The organism is Pseudomonas sp. TMW22089 (assembly GCF_022496645.1).
Lineage (GTDB): Bacteria > Pseudomonadota > Gammaproteobacteria > Pseudomonadales > Pseudomonadaceae > Aquipseudomonas > Aquipseudomonas paraversuta.
On the sequence record NZ_SCFG01000020.1, the window covers coordinates 53,168 to 71,381 of the forward strand.

15 protein-coding genes are annotated in these 18,214 nt (G+C 56.6%); 8 read left to right on the top strand and 7 right to left on the bottom strand.

From position 1 onward, the window contains the following. Window positions 1–9: 9 nt before the first annotated feature. Window positions 10–3,258 carry a hybrid sensor histidine kinase/response regulator gene (locus EQV90_RS16840; RefSeq protein ID WP_240878441.1) on the bottom strand — a complete coding sequence of 1,083 codons (3,249 nt, stop codon included), beginning with the start codon at window positions 3,256–3,258 and terminating at the stop codon, window positions 10–12. A gap of 252 nt (window positions 3,259–3,510) precedes the next feature. Between EQV90_RS16840 and EQV90_RS16845 the strand changes: the two genes are divergently transcribed. The 6 genes from EQV90_RS16845 (at window position 3,511) to EQV90_RS16870 (ending at window position 9,474) form a co-directional block, all read left to right on the top strand. Next, entirely contained in the window at window positions 3,511–4,068 is a 558-nt protein-coding gene (locus EQV90_RS16845; RefSeq protein ID WP_010657328.1) for a fimbrial protein, read from the top strand. A gap of 73 nt (window positions 4,069–4,141) precedes the next feature. Then, a complete protein-coding gene (locus tag EQV90_RS16850) occupies window positions 4,142–4,840 on the top strand; it encodes a molecular chaperone (protein WP_003439763.1) in 699 nt (232 codons plus the stop codon). Between the two features lie 35 nt (window positions 4,841–4,875). Continuing rightward, a complete protein-coding gene (locus tag EQV90_RS16855; RefSeq protein WP_010657329.1) occupies window positions 4,876–7,506 on the top strand; it encodes a fimbria/pilus outer membrane usher protein in 2,631 nt (876 codons plus the stop codon). Beyond that, entirely contained in the window at window positions 7,499–8,440 is a 942-nt protein-coding gene (locus EQV90_RS16860; RefSeq protein WP_003439761.1) for a fimbrial-like protein, read from the top strand. The genes EQV90_RS16855 and EQV90_RS16860 overlap by 8 nt, the downstream gene beginning before the upstream one ends. 19 nt (window positions 8,441–8,459) lie before the next feature. Further along, complete coding sequence (locus EQV90_RS16865) at window positions 8,460–8,948, top strand: fimbrial protein (RefSeq protein WP_003439760.1); 489 nt, start codon at window positions 8,460–8,462, stop codon at window positions 8,946–8,948. 1 nt (window position 8,949) lies between these two features. Further along, complete coding sequence (locus EQV90_RS16870) at window positions 8,950–9,474, top strand: fimbrial protein (protein WP_003439758.1); 525 nt, start codon at window positions 8,950–8,952, stop codon at window positions 9,472–9,474. A gap of 10 nt (window positions 9,475–9,484) precedes the next feature. Here EQV90_RS16870 and EQV90_RS16875 read toward each other — a convergent pair whose 3' ends face one another. The 5 genes from EQV90_RS16875 to EQV90_RS16895 all read right to left on the bottom strand — a co-directional run bounded on the left by EQV90_RS16875 (window position 9,485) and on the right by EQV90_RS16895 (window position 15,920). Next, complete coding sequence (locus tag EQV90_RS16875) at window positions 9,485–10,129, bottom strand: response regulator (protein ID WP_003439756.1); 645 nt, start codon at window positions 10,127–10,129, stop codon at window positions 9,485–9,487. A gap of 101 nt (window positions 10,130–10,230) precedes the next feature. Then, window positions 10,231–10,881 (bottom strand): response regulator, encoded by a 651-nt coding sequence (locus EQV90_RS16880; protein WP_010657330.1) that lies wholly within the window; start codon window positions 10,879–10,881, stop codon window positions 10,231–10,233. Window positions 10,882–10,932: 51 nt separating this feature from the next. Next, entirely contained in the window at window positions 10,933–12,129 is a 1,197-nt protein-coding gene (locus EQV90_RS16885; RefSeq protein ID WP_003439754.1) for an EAL domain-containing response regulator, read from the bottom strand. Then, complete coding sequence (locus tag EQV90_RS16890) at window positions 12,080–14,911, bottom strand: ATP-binding protein (protein WP_240878442.1); 2,832 nt, start codon at window positions 14,909–14,911, stop codon at window positions 12,080–12,082. Before EQV90_RS16890 ends, EQV90_RS16885 begins: the two co-directional genes overlap by 50 nt. A 124-nt stretch (window positions 14,912–15,035) precedes the next feature. Continuing rightward, on the bottom strand, window positions 15,036–15,920 hold the full coding sequence (locus EQV90_RS16895) for a Dyp-type peroxidase (RefSeq protein WP_240878443.1): 885 nt from the start codon (window positions 15,918–15,920) through the stop codon (window positions 15,036–15,038). A gap of 215 nt (window positions 15,921–16,135) precedes the next feature. On the opposite strand from EQV90_RS16895, the gene EQV90_RS16900 reads away from it, so the two are divergent. Next, the gene (locus EQV90_RS16900) at window positions 16,136–16,360 is read left to right on the top strand and encodes a DUF6555 family protein (protein ID WP_003439751.1); all 225 of its coding nucleotides are present in this window, start codon (window positions 16,136–16,138) and stop codon (window positions 16,358–16,360) included. Between the two features lie 55 nt (window positions 16,361–16,415). On the opposite strand, the gene EQV90_RS16905 is transcribed toward EQV90_RS16900, so the two are convergent. After that, entirely contained in the window at window positions 16,416–16,580 is a 165-nt protein-coding gene (locus EQV90_RS16905) for a metallothionein (RefSeq protein ID WP_081481326.1), read from the bottom strand. A gap of 181 nt (window positions 16,581–16,761) precedes the next feature. Between EQV90_RS16905 and EQV90_RS16910 the strand changes: the two genes are divergently transcribed. Further along, a complete protein-coding gene (locus tag EQV90_RS16910) occupies window positions 16,762–18,180 on the top strand; it encodes a TIGR00366 family protein (protein WP_010657332.1) in 1,419 nt (472 codons plus the stop codon). Window positions 18,181–18,214: the final 34 nt, after the last annotated feature.

The following is an 18,214-nucleotide window of genomic DNA, read 5'->3' on the forward strand; positions in this document are numbered from 1 at the left end:
CCTGCATCGCTAACCTTCAGGGTACAGCTCCCCTTCAACCATCCTCGCCACCACGCCGTGCAGGCGGTTAAGCAATGCCTTGATCGCCACTGCTGACTCAGGGTTCAAGGACTCACGCAGCAAGGCGATTTCACACTCATTGCATGCTGCCGCCAGATTGACCGCGCAGACCGTGGCAAATGAACCATTGATTCGATGCACATAACTGACCAGTGTCGCGCTGTCGCCTTGCTGCAGCGCCAGCCCGGCCTGGGTCAGGTCCTCCTGCAGGGTGCTGATAAACAGGCGATGCATGGCCGGCGAAAGCGTAATCCAGCCTTCAAGGTCGTCTGCGGGTTCAGCCCTGGCGGCGGATTCCAGCACGGGCGCAGGGGCCTGCGTTGTCTGCGGGCAATAAGCGCACAGGGTCTGGCGCAAGGTGCTCAGGCTCAAGGGTTTGACCAGCCATGCATTCATCCCGACTTCCAGACAGTGTTCACCCTCCTCACGCATGGCATTGGCGGTCACACCGATAATCGGTACAGCCGGATCAAGCTCACGCAAGCGCCGGGTCAACTGATAACCGTCGAGCCTGGGCATGTTCACATCGGTGATCACCAGATCGAACGAGCCTTCGCTCCAGCGCACCAAGGCTTGCTCGCCATCCTCTGCCAATGTCACTCGAACACCCAGGGCTTCAAGCTGCTCCTTGAGGATTTCGCGGTTGACCGGATTGTCCTCGGCCACCAACACATTCAACTCCAGACTTGCCTGCGGCTGCGGCACATTGGCGCTCAGCTGCGGTGCAGTTCCCTGCGCCACCTGCATCAAGGTTCTGGCAATCGCCCGGATGTCATACGCATTGACCTCCCATCCCCGAGCCGTCCTTTGCGCCTGGCTGCGGCCCGACGCAGTCGCAATGACGCGCTCACCCGCAGCTTGTTGCGATTGCGTGGAACCCGTGACGATATCCAGCAGGATGGCATCCCGGTCTTCAGCTTCCGAGACCGGCAATAACTGCGCCCGCGCGCCCCATGCACACAACCAGTCAACCAGGCTCTGGCCGATATCCTTGAGCGGCGCACGGACATGGATATTCACATTGCGCAGATCAATGTCTGCACTGTTGAGCAGCGCGCCGGCAATGACGGGCAAGGACATCTGTAATGAGAAGCTGCTACCAAGTCCCGGCTCACTGACCACCCGCAAGTTGGCGCCCATCATTTCACTCAACCGCGAGCAGATGGACAAACCCAGCCCTGCCCCGCCTGCCCGCTCGCTGCCACCGACCTGGGAAAAAGGCTTGAACAGGCGGGTCAGTTGCTGCTCGCTGATACCGATACCGGTATCAGAAACCTGCCACTGCAGCGACACATGGTCCGGTTCAATGCCGGTCACTTTGAGCCTGAGAACAACCCGGCCTGAATCGGTGAACTTGATCGCGTTACTCAGCAAGTTATTAATGATTTGCCGGATACGCACTGCATCCCCGCATACCAGTGGCGGCAAGTTTGCGTCCGCACAGGCGAACAGCTTCAAGCCTTTATTGCTCGCTGCCGCCGAGTAACTGCGTACGCAATCTTCAAGTAAATCCAGCGGGCAAAAGGCTTGGGCTTGTACCGCCATTTGCCCCGACTCGATCTTGGATACATCCAGTACATCGCTGATCAACTGAAACAGAACGGCGGATGAGCGTTGAATGGTTTTCAGGTACTCGTGCTGGCGCTCATTCAGAGGCGTGAGTTCCAGTAGCTCCAGATTGCCCAGCACCCCGTACAGAGGGGTGCGGATTTCATGGCTCATGGTGGCCAGAAACAGGGTCTTGGCCTTGCTGGCTTCATCGGCCGCGAGCCTTGCCTGCTCCATCAGATTGGCGTCATCCACATGCCGGGTAATGTCATTGAAACCGCACAGCACCACATCCCTGCCCTTGTAGCGGGCGAATGCAAAACAGGCCTGCAGATAACGCCCGGCCACTTCAAGCTGGACCTCACCCGGCTCGCGTTCGGCGTAATCACGCTTCAACAAGGCAATCAGTTCAGGTGTGCCCTGCCACTGCTGCGCGCGCTGGTTCTCCAGCAATATGACGCCGGTTGCACGCTCTACCACGCACAGGCCAACGGGCGCGTTATCGAGCATGACCCGATTGAACTCTTCACTTTCAGCCAGGGACTGGCTGGAGCGCTGAGCAGGCTCGATGATCCGCACCCGATACCAGCGGTTGACGCGCCAGCCAATCAGGACGAACAACCCAAACAGGCCCGCCGCGCCCATCAAGGGCCATTTCGCATAGCCAAAGAAGTTCTGATACGTGATGGCGTACAGGCCGATCCAGGGGTCGGCCCCGCCTGAGGTCAATTTGAAGCGCAGACCGTCACGGGTAAAACTCAGCCCGGGCGCCAGCTCTTCGACATTCCGAGCATCACCCAACAACACGTCGCCAGCAGGGGAGATCAGGGTCAGGCGACTGTTGGTGGGGCGCATCAACAAGCGTTCAAGGTCACTCACATCGCTGACATCAAGCAAGGCGCTGAGAATCACCGAACTCCCCTCGTTAGCCGCCTGCATAAAGCGCTGGGGAAGATTGACCTTGATAGCGCCCACTATGTATTTGCGCTTCTGAATGAGCTCGAGCGGAGCTTTCATCCACAACACTTGATCACTGTTGAGCGCCTGACGCCGGGGCAAAAACGCGTCGTACAAACGCTTGGTCACTGCAAAGAAATTATCCTTGAACAACAGCGGGTACTGGCGGGTGCCATCAATACCGGGGACGGCAATGGAAAACTGGGCGGTGGGTGAAAAGACAAACACTTGCGGTGCCGAATAATAAGAATCGGACCAGTAAGCCGTGAACAGATCGGTCAACTGTACGCCAAACGAATAAACCCCCTGCATATCATCCAGGCTGAACGTGTCGCGCTGACTGACGGTAAACGGCAGGGACTTGGCCGTGTCCCGGTTTTGAAATAAAACCTCGTTGTCCTGACGCATCAATTCAATGTGCGAGCGCGGCTTGTTGTCCATCGAAAAGTTGCCACTGGCGTGGTCATAACTTTCAGCGCCAATGCGTAAAAAGTCTTCGTGTTCATGAATACTTTCAATCAACCGTGCGAAGTGGAATTCGGTCTTTTCGCGTTCCTCCATCAACAAACGGTTAACGGCCCAATAACTCATGCCCACCAGCAACAGGGCAAGTCCGGTCAGCAGGAGCAACAGCTTGTTCAGTCGCAATGAACTCAATGCCAGTGCACCGAGACGTACCTTTGCTTGCTTCATTATTCAGCGCCGTCATTCAGCTGGATGGAGCCTGGCAAGCCCACTAGCTGCCAAGGTATCTACGCACTTTGAGAGCTACAAAAAACAGCACTTTTCCCGCCCTGGACCACGCTTGAAACGACGAACAGGAATCGTCTGATGGGGCTATTCCACGTTCAGCTGCATCCTGTGCACACCTGCTGCGGCACGCCGCTGTCAGGCTGACACTTAAAATGAATATCACACTTCATCTGTTTGTAAAGGACGTCTCCCATGTTTCAAAAAATAGGCAAATACACGGCACTTTGTGGTTCTTCGATGCTGATCGTCATGGCAGCGGCGACTGCTCAAGCGGCTGACGGCCAGGTTGAATTCACCGGCGTCATCAACGACAACCCATGCACCATCAACAGCGAAAGCGTGAAGAAATCCGTTGATATGGGCCAGGTTCGTATCGCTGACTTCGCCAGCACTGTTGGCTCTACAGCCGGCGCCACTCCGTTCTCCATCTCTCTGGAGAACTGCAGCGGCCCAACCCTGAAAAACGCCTCCATCAAGTTCAGCGGCCAACAAGCCGTTACTGATGCAACCGTACTGGGCATGACCGGTGAAAACCAGATCACTGGCGTCGGCATTCAGATCAACGATGCACGCACCGGCTCCAAACTGGCACTGAACACCGCCAGCTCTGATTACGTACTGCGCCCTCAAGGCAACACCTTCGACTTCACCGCTTCCTATGTACGTCTGGCGGCAGACACTGAAGAAGTGAGCGGTATCGGTACCGGTAAAGTTAACGCCCTGGCCAGCTTCGACGTTACTTACAAGTAATTCATGTTTTTAAACGAAAGAGCTCGCGTTCAATCGCGAGCTCGGTCGTTAGGTTAAACAGAGGACACCCTTCATGCGTTTAAAAATTGCAGCCTTGTTGACACTGGCAGCGGTCTTTTGGCTGCCCCAGATTCAAGCAGGCGTCAATGTCGGCTCTACGCGGGTTATTTATCAAAGCAAAGACAAGGAAGCCAATCTTTCACTCTCAAACTCCGGTGACGACGGCGTACCGTATCTGGTGCAATCCTGGGTCAGCACATTCGACAAACCGGATGAGAGCGCAGATGAATTCATCATCACCCCGCCATTGTTTCGCCTGGATGCCAATAGCCAGAATATTTTGCGGGTGATTGCGACCAACGCGCAAAACTTGCCCACCGATAAAGAAAGCCTGTTTTTTCTCAACGTAAAAGCCATCCCGGCCCTGAGTGAAGAACAACGCAATCAAAACGTGCTGCAAATTGCACTCAAGACCACAATCAAACTGTTCTACCGCCCTGCCGACTTGAAAGGCACATTGGTACAAGCCGTTGAAGGGCTTCAATGGCGAGCGGATGGCGGCCACTTAAGTGTGCATAACCCGTCGGGCTATAACGTGGTAGTCAGTGAACTGCTGATTAACAACAACGCCAGCACAGGCCTGCCCGAAGTCATAAAACCCGGCAGTTCCATTACTACAAAAATACCGTTTAAAAACAGCGACACCCTCGAATTCAGCTACATCAACGAATACGGCAGTACGGTCAAGACAACACCTGTTATTGCTCGCTGAATACTGAACTACACGCCGACTGGAAGAACTCTCTCATGCTGCGATTGCGCATGTGCGCCTTCGCGCGCCGAATAAACTACTGGGGTCTTCTGTCCCTCAGTGCGATCAGTCTCACAACGACTGCCGTTCGCGCAGACTACAGCTTCGATTCTTCCTTTCTGGAAATTGGTGGCGGCAACAGTTCGGCCGAAGTAGCCGAGCAAGTAAAAGCCATGAGCCAAAGCCAACTTCCGGGTATTTATCGTGTCGACCTGTCACTGAGCAATCGTTATCTCGAACAGCGCGACTTGCAGTTTGTCCGCGAAACGCCGAGCCAGACATCGACCCCTTCAGGCTTGTTTCCCTGCTTCAGCCTTCAGGCCCTGACTGATTTTGGCGTTGACCCCGAGCGCCTGAAAAACACTGAGATCAGTGCTGACAACTGTGTGTACTTCCAGGGCGACCTGACCGGTATCACCTATGACTACGACTTCAATAAACAGCAGCTTGACCTGCAAGTGCCCCAGGCTTATATCGGCAGCATTCCATTCGCTACCCGCCGTAAAAGCTGGAGCGATGGCGAGCAAGTCGCTTTTGCCAACTATAACTTTTCAGGCAGCCACTACGAGAGCCAGTACGGCAATCGTCAGTCCCAGTTCGGCAGTGTGCACAGCGGTTTCAATAGCGGGGCCTGGCGCTTTCGCAACTTCTCGACCTGGCAGAAGAGTACCAACGTCGATGGCAACTGGAAGTCCGTGGACACCTATGTGCAGCGGGACCTGGGCAACCTGATGGCGATTGCCACTGTCGGTGAAAGCTCAACCGACAGCGATCTGTTTGACACGATTTCCTACCGCGGTGTGGGCATTGCTTCTGACCTGGACATGCTGCCGGATGACTCGCGCAACTTCGCGCCTGTAGTTCGTGGCGTGGCCAATGGCCGCTCGCTGGTGACGTTGCGCCAGCGCGGCTATGTGATCAGCGAGCAGTGGGTGCCGTCCGGCCCGTTTGCGCTCAAGGATCTGTACTCGACCTCGGGCAACGGTGATATCGAAGTCACGGTTGAAGGCCCCAATGGCGAGCGTCAGGTGTATGTCCAGTCGTTCTCGTCCGTGCCCTACATGTTGCGCGAAGGTCAACAAAGCTACGCCGTGACCGCCGGCCAGTATCGCCCTGCAGACGGTGCATTGAACCCGCAAAAGCCGGGCTTTGTACAAGGCACCTACCGCCGGGGTCTGACTGACGGTACCACCCTGTTCGGTGGCACCATCGTCAGTGAACAGTACCACTCCGTGCTGGCGGGCTTTGCCCACGACTTTTCGGGTTTCGGCGCCATTTCGCTGGACGTGACCCATGCCATCAGCGACGACATGGGCCCGGACTCCAAGACCCTGTCGGGGCAGTCTTTTCGTTTTCGTTATTCCAAGTCCATCGATCTGACCGACACCAGCTTCAGCCTGATTGGCTACCGCTACTCCACCAGCGGTTATTACAGCTTTAACGAAGCGATCAATGCGCGCGCCAACAACTCCCTCGAACCCTATGTGGACGAGACACTGACCGAAAGTGCGATGTATACCCCGTACTTGAGCGGCCATATGAAAAGCAGCTTTACCGCCAACGTATCGCAGCAATTCGGCTCCTATGGCGGCATGTACGCCAACCTGACCAAAACCGATTACTGGAACCTGGCCAAGAGCAATACCTCGGTGCAACTGGGCTACAGCTTCAGTGTCGGGCGCGCGTCCTACAACCTGGGCCTGGCGCAGAACAGCGGCGTCGGTGATGACATTCGCAGCGTATCGTTGAGCGTGAGCATTCCCTTGGGCGATCCGGGCAGCAGCAGCCGTCTGGGCCTGAGCAACAGCCAGGATTCGGGCGGCAATGCCAGCCGCAACGCCACCTTCAGCGGCTCGTATTTCCCCAACGACACCCTGTCTTACAACCTGGGCATCAATCAGCAAGTCAGTGACGACGAGCGCTTGCTCGGCGGTTCGGTTGCCGCCCGTTACAACGCGGCCAATGCCATCTGGCACGGGTCTTACAACAAGGACCAGAACACCCGCCAGACGGACTATGGCGTGGAGGGTGCGATCGTCGCCACCGGTGACACCCTGATGTTCACCCAGCCTTTGGGCGAGACCAACATCATCGTGGCCACGCCCGGTGCCGGGGACGTCGGTGTGCTGACCAAAAGCGGGGTCAAAACCAACAGCAGCGGTTACACGATTATTTCTTCTGCCCAGCCCTACCGCAAAAACAAGGTAGCGCTCGATACCGACTCGTTATCGGACAACACCGACGTCGAGCAACTGGTGCAGGAAGTGACCCCCAATCGTGGCGCTTTTGTACTGGCCAACTTCGAGACCCGCAATGGTCGCCGCCTGTTGATCAGCCTCAGCGCCAAAGATGGCAAGCCGGCACCCTTTGCTGCCGAGGCTCAGGTTTATGGACTGGACGGCACCTTATTGAGCAACGCCATGGTGGCAGACAAGGGTCGGGTATTTCTGACTGGCGTACCCGAAAAGTCGCGACTGGTGATCAATGTCAGCGGCCGGCAGTGGTGCGCCACAGATCTGGACCTGAACAATTACACGCTGTCAGACACGGGCATCGGCCAACTGCAGATCAGTTGCGATACCCCGTCGGCCGCCCATGCAGACACTCAAGGTACTCCCGATGCATAACTCAACAAACCTGCTGCCCGGCTCGCGCCGGATTAAACGCTGCTTGCTGCTGCTTGGCTTGCTGTTGGGCCTTGGTTGCCAACAGGCCTTTGCACTGATTGAAAACAACCTGGCCTGTACCCCGACAGGCACCACAGGTGTGGTGAATCTGGGCGACCTGGCCCCGGGGCAGTATTTCGAAACAAGAATGACCGGCAGTTGCCGAGTGACGCGCAATTTCCCTTATGGCTCATCGTTGCAACACACCCAGGTCTGGACCGGCACAATAGACACCGGTTGGCCCATCTATGCGTGGTCGGATGCTGGAGGAGTAGTACCCGAACAGCCTTGGGGCGTCGCATCAACCACTTGCATGTCCCCCAACGGCAATGTCTGCCAGAGGTTGCCCGTCGGCACCATCGTTCCCTATAGCGTGCTGTATTACATGCCCTACGGTGTAAAGAACCCTGGTAACTACTCGATTACCTTTAACCTGACGAGTACCTCAATCAAAGGCTATGAAGGTTATGTCGACAAGATTCAAACCCTGACCCTTAAATTCAGGATTATCAATCCAGCCTGCACCATGAGTTCAAACAGTGCGCTGAACTTGCCGTTTGGTACTTTGAATTCAAATGACTTCGCGACTTCGCAGCAACTGGCAAATGTCACGCTGAACTGCACCCGCGGCACCCAGGCAACCGCCACGCTGGTGCCCACGCAAAGCGCTGTGAGTGGCAGCCCCGGGGTTTCGGCGACCACCCTGGCCGGCCTGTCGATGGCCGCCACCTGGGCCGATAACAACTCTGCCGTGACCTTCAACAGTCCGCGTACGCTCAACCTGACTACAGGCGCCAATACCATTCGCCTGGGTTTCCGGCCGCGCCTGAATACCAGTGTTTCACCCACTGGAAGTTTCACCAGCCAATACACCCTCAACATCAACTATCTCTGAATGACCACAGGAACCGATCATGAACTTGCGCTTATCAATGGCTGCAGCCCTTCTCACTGGTCTGGCGTGCACCTCTTCGTATGCAGACGACACCGTCACCATCAACGTCAGTGGCACCCTGACCAAAGCGCCCTGCTCCCTGACCAGCAGCAAAACCTTGACTGCCAACTTTGGCAGCATTCGCACCGACCAGATAAGCAGCGCCAGCAGCGTGGATATTCCGGTCACTCTGAACTGCCCGGCCAACTCGGCACTGAACGTCAGCATCAAGGCTTCGGGCGTCTATTCAGGCTCCACCACTTATGCGACTACCAGCAAGACCAACCTTGTGTATATGTTGTCGTGGAAAAGTGACAACTCCGTGGCCAATGTCACCGGCACCAAACGCAACCTGACCAATCAAAGCGGCACCGTAAACCTTGGTTTGACCGCCAAGCTGATTGCGATCGCCGCACAGACCGAGGGTAGTTTCACCGGTTCGTCGGTCATTACCCTCGAGTACCTGTGAGATGTTCATACAGGCCAGAGGCAGCCTGATTGCAGCACTGCTGGCGAGCGTAACGCTGTGCTGCGGCACAGCGTATGGCGATGAGGAGGCCAGCCGGCTCGATATTACCGGCACCCTGATAAAACCGCCCTGCACGGCCAGTTTCCCGACGTCGCAGAGTGTCGATATCCCCAAGGCGAGCCTGAGCGTGCTGAGCGCAGACAGTTCTGAATGGACTGATGTGGACTTGAACTTTCAATGCCTCAAAGGCAGCCAGGTGCTGCTGCGCTTTAGCGCGGGCAATGGTTCGTTTGACAGCAACACGCTGCGCACCACCCTTGACCGAGTGGGGTTGAAAACCCGCCTGAGTGATGTCAGCAGCAGCGTCAACACTGTGGATTTGACCCTGGGTGAACAGCATGCCTTCGCAGTTGAAGACACACTGTTAAAGCTCAAGCTCTCGGTGCGGCCAGTCAGGATCGGCAATCAAATGCCCGCAGTCGGCAGCTACAGTTCAACGCTGTTGATGGAAATGATCTACCAGTAAACCCGCTCGGTCAGGTGAACAGATTGGCTTTGAGGCACAGGATCAGCAACGCCTGATCATTGTCGACATCAAGCTTGCGCATTGCCGAGATCTTCAGGGTGCTGATCGTTTTAATACTGCGGTTCAGGCTCTGCGCAACTTCCCCGACCGCCATGCCAGAAGCAAACAGTCGCAGGACCTCGAATTCCTTGACGGTTAATTGACTGAGCCTTTGCGCAACATCATCCAGCTCCTCACTCGACGTACCCTCAGGCATGTCTTGCTGGTAATGCCCCTCCCGATAGAACGCATCCAGTGCGACCAGAATCTGCTCCAGCCCCGAGCTCTTGGATATGACCCCGCTGATGCCCAAGTCATACAACCAGGTCAAAACCTGCGGATTGGAAATCACTGTCAGCACTATGATCCGCGGCTCGGGAAAGTGCCGGCGCAGGTATTCCACCAGACGCGAGCCATCGCCGTAATGTTCATCACCCGGCATGTTGTAGTCCGTGATAATCACGTCAGGACGCAGTAGCGAAATCTTTTCGATTAATCCGGACGGACTCAGCGCCTCGCCCACCACTTTGAAACGCGGGTCGCGCTCGATGATTTCACGCACCCCCATCAACACAATCGGGTGATCATCGGCCAACAAGACTTTCATTTGCGCCATGGCTTACCTAACTCCAACTTTCTGTGTAGTCGCATGCCCCTATGGGACTGTGATCTGTCGGGTTCTTTCGTGCCATTCGCAGCCCCGTGCCCGGGCAACGACTACAGGTTCCACGGGTCAGCCTTTATGCAGTAAGTGAGTAAAGCATGGTCATTCAGCACTTCCAGCTTATGCATCGCAGACACTTTATGTGTGCTGACTGTTTTGACACTTCGATTTAACTGACGGGCGATGTCCCCCACGCTGTTGCCGGCCACAAACAGCTGCAACACTTCAACTTCGCGGGGTGACAGTGTGGAGAAACGCTCATCAATGACCTTGAGGTTGGTGATTACCGACGTGGCCGGAGCCGCCGCCCCGGCATAGGGCCGACCCTTGGCCAGAGCATTCAGCGCTTTACCTATTTCTTGATAGATATGATTTTTTGCAATCACTCCCGCCACGCCCATTTCCAGCAAGCGAGAAATAATCAGCGGATTACTCTCCATGGTCAGCACCAGGATTTTCACCCCCGGAAAATGTTCAATCAGGTACTCGATCAGCTGCAGTCCATCACCAAAGGTCTCATCACCGGGCATGTTGAAGTCGGTAATCAACAAGGCAGGTTGATGCACTACCAGCTGCTCTACCAGTTGCGACGAATTCAGGGCTTCGCCGACAAGATTGAAACACTTGTCCCGTTGAATCACTTCCCGAAGCCCCACCAGGACCACCGGGTGATCGTCGGCAATCACAACCTTTAACTCGCGCATTGCCTGACTCCATATTGATGACGCAACTAAAGCGGGAATGCCCTGCAGGGGCTAGTTGCAGGTTGGCCAGGAGCTGTCTTCGAGCAACAGGGTTTCGAAATCTGTGCATGAGACGGCGCCGCAGATCAGGAATCCCTGGGCCTGATCACACTCAATGCTACGCAAGAATGCAAGTTCTGCCTGTGTCTCGACCCCTTCAGCAACCACCGTCAGGCCCAGCTTTCGGCTCAGCTCCACGAGACTGCGCAGGGCCGAGGCCAGATTTTCATTTTCAACACAGCCATGCACCAGCGAACGGTCGATCTTGAGTTCGCTGAAGGGGGTTGAGACCAGGTTGAAATAGGAACTGAAACCCTTGCCGAAGTCATCCTGGGCCAGGCCAAAACCCATCATGCGCAAGCGACAGGCGCCAGCATAGTAGTTACTGAGCTCTTCTGTGGTTGAGCTTTCCATCAGCTCAAACACGATGCTGCGCGGCTCGCCGCCATCGGCCATCACATAATCGCGCAAGCGGTCGGCCAGATCGTGGTTGTCCAGCAAGTGAGTAGGCAAATTGATGGAAACCGGGATATCCCAGCCCTGCTCGCGCCACTTTCTTTGTGCCTGCAATGTTTGCTCGAGCATCAGCCACAGCAGTCGCTCCTCCAGCCCCTGGTTGATCAAGAGCGCAAGAAAGTCCTTGGGCAATAACAGCCCGACTTCGGGGTGAGCCCAACGGACCAGCGCTTCAGCGCTGAGAATATTGCCGTCGCGCAGAGACTTCTTGGGCTGGAACCACGCCTGGATCTGGCCGTTGCCCATGGCCGTTTCGATACTTTGCGGATCGACCTGTATACCCTGCGCAGGGTCCATGGCGCCGTTGAGCCGGAAGATCGCCATACGCTCTTTCAAACGCATGACGGCATTGATTTCCACCGGCTTGGAAATCAGGCCGACCACTGTAATACCCAGGTTTTTCGCCGCCAGGCCCGCACTGATCAACATTCGCCGCGACGAGGCACTCATCAGCGCCAGCGCCGGTGTTTTTTTCAGGGCCGCAATCCTCTGGATCAATTGCACGCCATCCATGCCCGGCATCAGCAAATCGCTGAGCAACAGGTCATAGTCATTACGGGCCAGGCATTGCAGGGCACCCGCGCCGTCCCAAACGGTGTCAACTGCAAAGCCCCCCACTTCGCTGAATACATTCAGTAAATACTCATGCTGAAAGGGATGATCCTCGACGACCAGTACACGATAGGGCTTCACTGGATCCTCCTTTAAAATGCTGAAGACAGTTGTATAGGGTGTGCAACGTGAAAGGCTTGATCAGGCAGTGATTCATCCCGGCGTTCAGGCAACGCTCGGAGTCGTCGGGCATGGCCTTGGCCGTTGCTCCGATGATTGGCTCAGTAATATTCATGGCCCGTAACCGGGTGGCCAGCTCATAACCGTTCATTCTTGGCATGTTGACGTCGGTCAAAATCAGATCGAATGTCCCGTGCTGCCAGAGCTCGAGCGCCTCCAGACCATCACTGGCCAATGTCACTGTGCAGCCCAGCTCCTGGAGCTGGTCACGCAAAATCAGCTGATTGATGACGTTGTCTTCCGCAACCAGGATTCGTAATCCGAGATTGAGCTCTGCCCTGGCGGCTCCCGTTTTTAAATGACTGTCTGTGCGCATGCCCTGCGCCTCGCACAGGGCGCGGTATACGTCCTGCAAGCTGTTGAGGTCGGCGTGCCAGCAAGGATTGGCAGTCGAGAGTGGCTGCGAACTGTGACTGGCGGCCACCACCAGCGGCCCCGTCCAGTCGGGCTCCAGCAATTGCCGGGCACAGCCCGGGTGCAGTTCCAGCAACACCCCATCGTCACAGGCATCGCCCTGCTTCGGGGCTCCCAGATGAGCCCGTGCGCCCCAGCGTCGTAACCAGGCGCAATAACATTCAGCCAGCTCGCGCAGGGGCGAAATCACATACACAACACTGGAAGACAATTCGCCCAAGGGGCTCAGGCGCGAAGGGGCCTTGACCTGTACCAAGGGCAAATGCAGGGTAAAGCTGCTGCCCAGGCCCGGCTCGCTGACCAACCGCATGGTGCCGTTCATCAAGTGCATGAGACGCTTGCAGATAGAAAGCCCAAGACCCGTACCCGCGACCACGTGCTTGGCAGACTCCACTTGATAAAAGGGCTCGAACAAGTGGGCCTGTTCTTCATGGGCGATCCCTTTACCGGTATCCGAAACCTGCCAGTGCAACATGACCCGCTCATCATCGCGGCTGTCCATTTTCAGGCGCAGCACGACTTTTCCGTAGTCGGTGAATTTCAGGGCGTTGTTGAGCAGGTTGTTGAGGATCTGGCGGATGCGGGTGACATCCCCGCTGAGCCACTCGGGCACCGTCGAATCAATCAGGGCAAACAGCTGCAGGCCCTTGGCCTGAGCAGCACCGCTGTATCCTTGAATCACCTCCTCTATCAATTCCATCGGGCTGAAGGTGTTGAGCTCAAGCTGTAGTTGGCCCGCCTCGATACGCGACACATCCAGTACGTCGCAAATCAGCTGCAACAGATTGCCGGAAGAGCGTTCGATGGCTTTTAAATAGTTGTTTTGCTGATCGTTGAGATCGGTGCGCGCCAGCAATTCAAGGGTGCCTAAAACACCATACAAAGGCGTACGGATTTCATGGCTCATGGTGGCCAGAAACAAGGTTTTGGCCTCATTGGCCCGATCCGCCAGCTGCCGGGCACGCTCCAGCGTCACTTCTATCTGTTTGCGCGCACTTATGTCGCTGAACGCACAAATCAGCACGTCTTCACTCTTGTAACGGGTCGGTGCAAACGCGAGGTAAAGAAGACGACCATCTTCCATCTCGATTTCATCGCTGTTGCTCAGCTCGGACTCGTCGAAAGCGCGATGAATCCAGCCATGGCACAACTTGCCACGCTCACTGCTACGGCCCAGCCACTGTTGCGAAAGCGAGTTTTCCAGCACCACCGTGCCGTCCGTGCGGCGAATGACGCACAAGGCGACCGGCGCGACCTGCAAGGCAGCTCGACTGAAGGCCTCACTTTCAACCAGCGCCTGGATACGGTTTTCACCCGGAGTAATCAGGCGCCGGTCGATGCGCACGATCAAAAAGCGCAGCCCGATGCAGACGGCAATGAACAGCAGCACACAAACCGCCAAAGGCCAGCCCAATACTGGCAGCAACGATTTAATGTCCACGGCATAGACGATTTGCCAGCCTGAATAACCCAGTTTTTTGCGGATCGCCAGGCTGTCGGGCAACCACCCTGAACCAATAAAGCCAAACGAGTTTCTGGCTTCCAGGGCGTGTAATGAATCCACCAGGGTGGACTGCGCGGCATTGGTGAAAATGATCTGCCCCTGACCGTCCAGCAACATGAAATCGCCAGCGCTATCACTGCGTAAAGCCTCGATCAGGTCCGGGACCTCAACTTCAATGCCCAACCAGCCGGAAGACAGGTTGCGGCTATCAAGGCGTGCGAATAAATAGAACGGGGAGTCCAGGACCTTGTTGTCGGTCAGCCAGAGGTCATCATCAAAGGAATACGCCCTGTCGCCCTCCTCGGCCAGACGTTGCAGGACCACCCGGGGCAAGAGGGGGTCCAGACCGGGGGATGCGTCAAACAGACGTACCACCTCGGGTTGATCGGCTGGCGGGACGTACAGCAGATTGACTTTGCTCTCGTACAGATAGTCCATCATGCGTCGGGTCAGCCACAGGCTCCAATGGCCCGCTTCACTGCCCAGACTGATTTTTATCTCTTCCAGAGGATCGACACTGTCAGGCGTTTGAGACAGTGCGGTGTCCGGCACCGTTGCCAGGACCAGACTTTTGAGCAAGGTCTGGCGGCTGACGAAAAAATCCTGAGCGTTGAACACTGCCTCGTTCATGACGCTGCGGCGCTGGGACACTTCTTCGTTAAAGACTGCCCGCAGGTAAACGAACGAGCTCGCGAAAACCGCAACTAACAGGCCGCAGGCAAAAAGATGGAGAAGTTTTCGGGCGGCTTGGGGAGTGGATTTCATGCCCCAAGCCTGAGGCCGGGGCATGATAAAAATAATCAGACAATTCCTGAAAGCACTCCCCCCGTAGCAGCTGACGAGGAACCAGGCTGCGTCCGGCGACGCCTACAAGAAATGCGCTACAGGGTTAAGCCGGGCGAACCGCGCTCAAATCCATACGCCCGTCTTTCAGCGGTGGGCACCAGTAATAACCGCCGCTCAATGGCCGGCTATAACGGTACAGGCCGTCAACGATGCCGTCTTCAAGACCGCTCATACGTCGCAACTGAACTTCGAAGGCATTCAGGGTGCGACTGAAGGAGACAAACATCAGCCCGGACTTGCCGTTTTCAGTCCACGGCATGGAACGGCGCACGGTAAAGGCTTCAGGCGAGAAGCTCTCCTGGGCGGTGCGTTTGACGTGGGCCGAAGCCGGTGCATCTTCAAGCTCTTCGTTGTCGCTCAGGCGACGGCCGATGATGTTGTCCTGCTCGGTCTGGGGCAGCGCGGCAAAACCGTTCAGATCATGCTGCCACTGCTGCACCGCGACAAAACAGCCACCGTCCAGGCCCGGGCCGGCATTGGCCACGATGGCCGCTTCTACCGCCGCTTCGTCCACCGGGTTCTCGGTACCGTCTTCATAACCGGTCAGGTCACGGTCGGAGCCGTAGCGGAAGCCTTCGGTTACTTGCAGCACGTTGAACGCAGACGCCAGCGCGGTCTCGATCTTCTGACTGCGATGCAGCAGTTCGCCGCGGTCATCACCCAGCAACCACAGCCACAGCGCGTGCTGGGTCGACGGGTTTTCAACCATGGCATTGAGTGCCGGGAACACCCGCAAACCTTGAACTTTCGCGCCCAAGGCCATTACCAGAGGCGACCCGAAGCCTGCCACTACACTTTTGCCATCCACCCACTGCGACAGAACGTCGAGCGCTGCCGGCAGTGCTTCTACGGACTTGAGGGCAAAAAACATGTAGCGCCCCTGGGAGGGTACGGGTTTGGCGAGGATGCCAGGCTGGTAAAGACTCATAGAAACTCCTTCAGGAAAGCCGGGAGTTTACCCCTGCAGCAGCGCCTTTTCGCAGATCGGGGGGTTATTTTTGTTAAGGGCTACCCTAGGTGTGCATAGCAATGCTGCTCGCTGGCGATACCCGGGTCGAGGAACACCTCGCCCTTTGTCAATTAAACGGAATTTTTTGATGACCAGAGACTCACTTAGAAACCACAGGGAGGTTTTTTTGAATCATGAATTCGGCAAAGCTTTACGTTATTGAATACACACTGCACGGGGCCCCTAAATCTTTCATCATCCGCCTGGCGCGCATGGATAACGCCGTTGCATGGCATTGGGCCGGGTGTGATGCGGGGGTGGTACGTATCGGCCGGCCAGGTCGTGAAAACGAGAACAAATCCAGCCGTCTGGAAGTGGAAAAACACGGTGTTGCGGATGTGAAGTGGCGAGCCACTTGAGTCGGCTCTTCGCCAGAGGACTCGCGCAGTGCAGAACTGCGCGAGGTTTGGCTGATTACCCCTTGTCACCACAATGGCAGCCGCTGGAGGTAGCGCACGCCTGGCCTTTAGGGTGATGGTCAGCACAGGCCTGGCAGCAGTAGTGCTTGCCATCGCGCTCAATGCCATTGGCGCCTACCTTGCAATTACAGTTCGGACAGTCACATGTGTGCTCTTTCATCTTGAACTCCAAGTTGTCTGGTCGTCACAAAGCGACAGGCTTGCCGCTTATAGTCAGTGACTGTAGACCCCGAGCGTTGGTTCACCCTTTATCCCATCGGAAATACCTGCGAATTGATTTATTGTGCACGCCAGGCTGAAACCGGCCCTTCAATAATCATAAGAACACTGAGGTATTTTCCATGGCCGCTGAGATTGCAGACAGCCGCTCTGCCCGCTTTGCCCTGCGCTGCTCGAACTGGGCCGAGCGCTGGTTCCCCGACTCCTGGGTATTTGCCGCCGTTGCCGTGATCACGGTGGCGCTGGCCACAATGGCGATGGGTGCCAAACCCACCGACGCCGCCGTGGCATTCGGCGACGGGTTCTGGAGCCTGATCCCGTTCACCATGCAAATGGCCTTCGTCGTGATTGGCGGCTATGTGGTCGCCAGTTCACCGCCCGCCGTGAAACTCATCGACAAGCTGGCAAAGGTCCCGAAAAACGGGCGCCAGGCAGTGTGCTGGGTGGCCCTGATTTCGATGGTTGCATCCTTGCTCAACTGGGGCCTGTCGCTGGTGTTTGGCGGGCTGCTGGTACGTGCACTGGCCCGGCGTACCAACTTGCGCATGGATTATCGCGCCGCCGGTGCCGCCGCCTACCTGGGGCTGGGTGCAGTCTGGGCTTTGGGCCTGTCGTCATCTGCCGCACAACTACAGGCCAACCCGGCCAGTCTGCCGCCGTCGATCCTGTCGATTACCGGGGTCATCCCGTTCACTGAAACCATCTTTTTGTGGCAGTCCGGCGTATTGCTGGCGGCGCTGGTGGTGGTCTCGCTGATCGTTGCCTACGCAACGGCTCCGGGCCCGGACTCGGCACGTGATGCCGCCGCCTGCGGAATTGACCCGACCTTCAGCACACCCAAATTGCCCCCGCGTACCCGGCCCGGCGAATGGCTGGAGTACAGCCCGCTGCTGACCATTTTGCTGGTACTGCTGGCTGGCGGCTGGCTGTTTCATGAGTTTTCGACCAAACCGGCGATTAGCGCCATTTCGGGGCTCAACACCTATAACTTCCTGTTTCTGATGCTCGGCGCGCTGCTGCACTGGCGCCCCCGCAGCTTTCTCGATGCGGTAGCCCGCGCGGTGCCCACCACCACTGGCGTGATGATCCAGTTCCCGCTGTATGGTTCGATTGCCGCGTTGATGACGGTGGTCAAAGGCACTGACGGACAAACCCTGGCCCATCACATTTCGTCCTTCTTCGTGCAGATCGCCTCCCATGACACCTATGCCCTGTTGATGGGGGTGTATTCGGCGATATTGGGCTTTTTCATTCCGTCAGGCGGCGGCAAATGGATTATCGAAGCGCCCTATGTGATGCAGGTGGCCAATGATCTGGGATACCACCTGGGCTGGGCCGTACAGATTTACAACGCGGCCGAAGCCTTGCCGAACCTGATCAACCCGTTCTATATGCTGCCGCTACTGGGCGTGCTGGGATTGAAGGCACGGGACCTGATTGGCTTTTCATTCGTGCAACTGCTGGTGCATACGCCCCTGGTGCTGTTTCTGCTGTGGGCGTTGGGGACCACGCTGACCTACGCGCCGCCAGTGATGCCGTAACAGCGAAAAACACTTGCTCGCGATGGCAACCCCG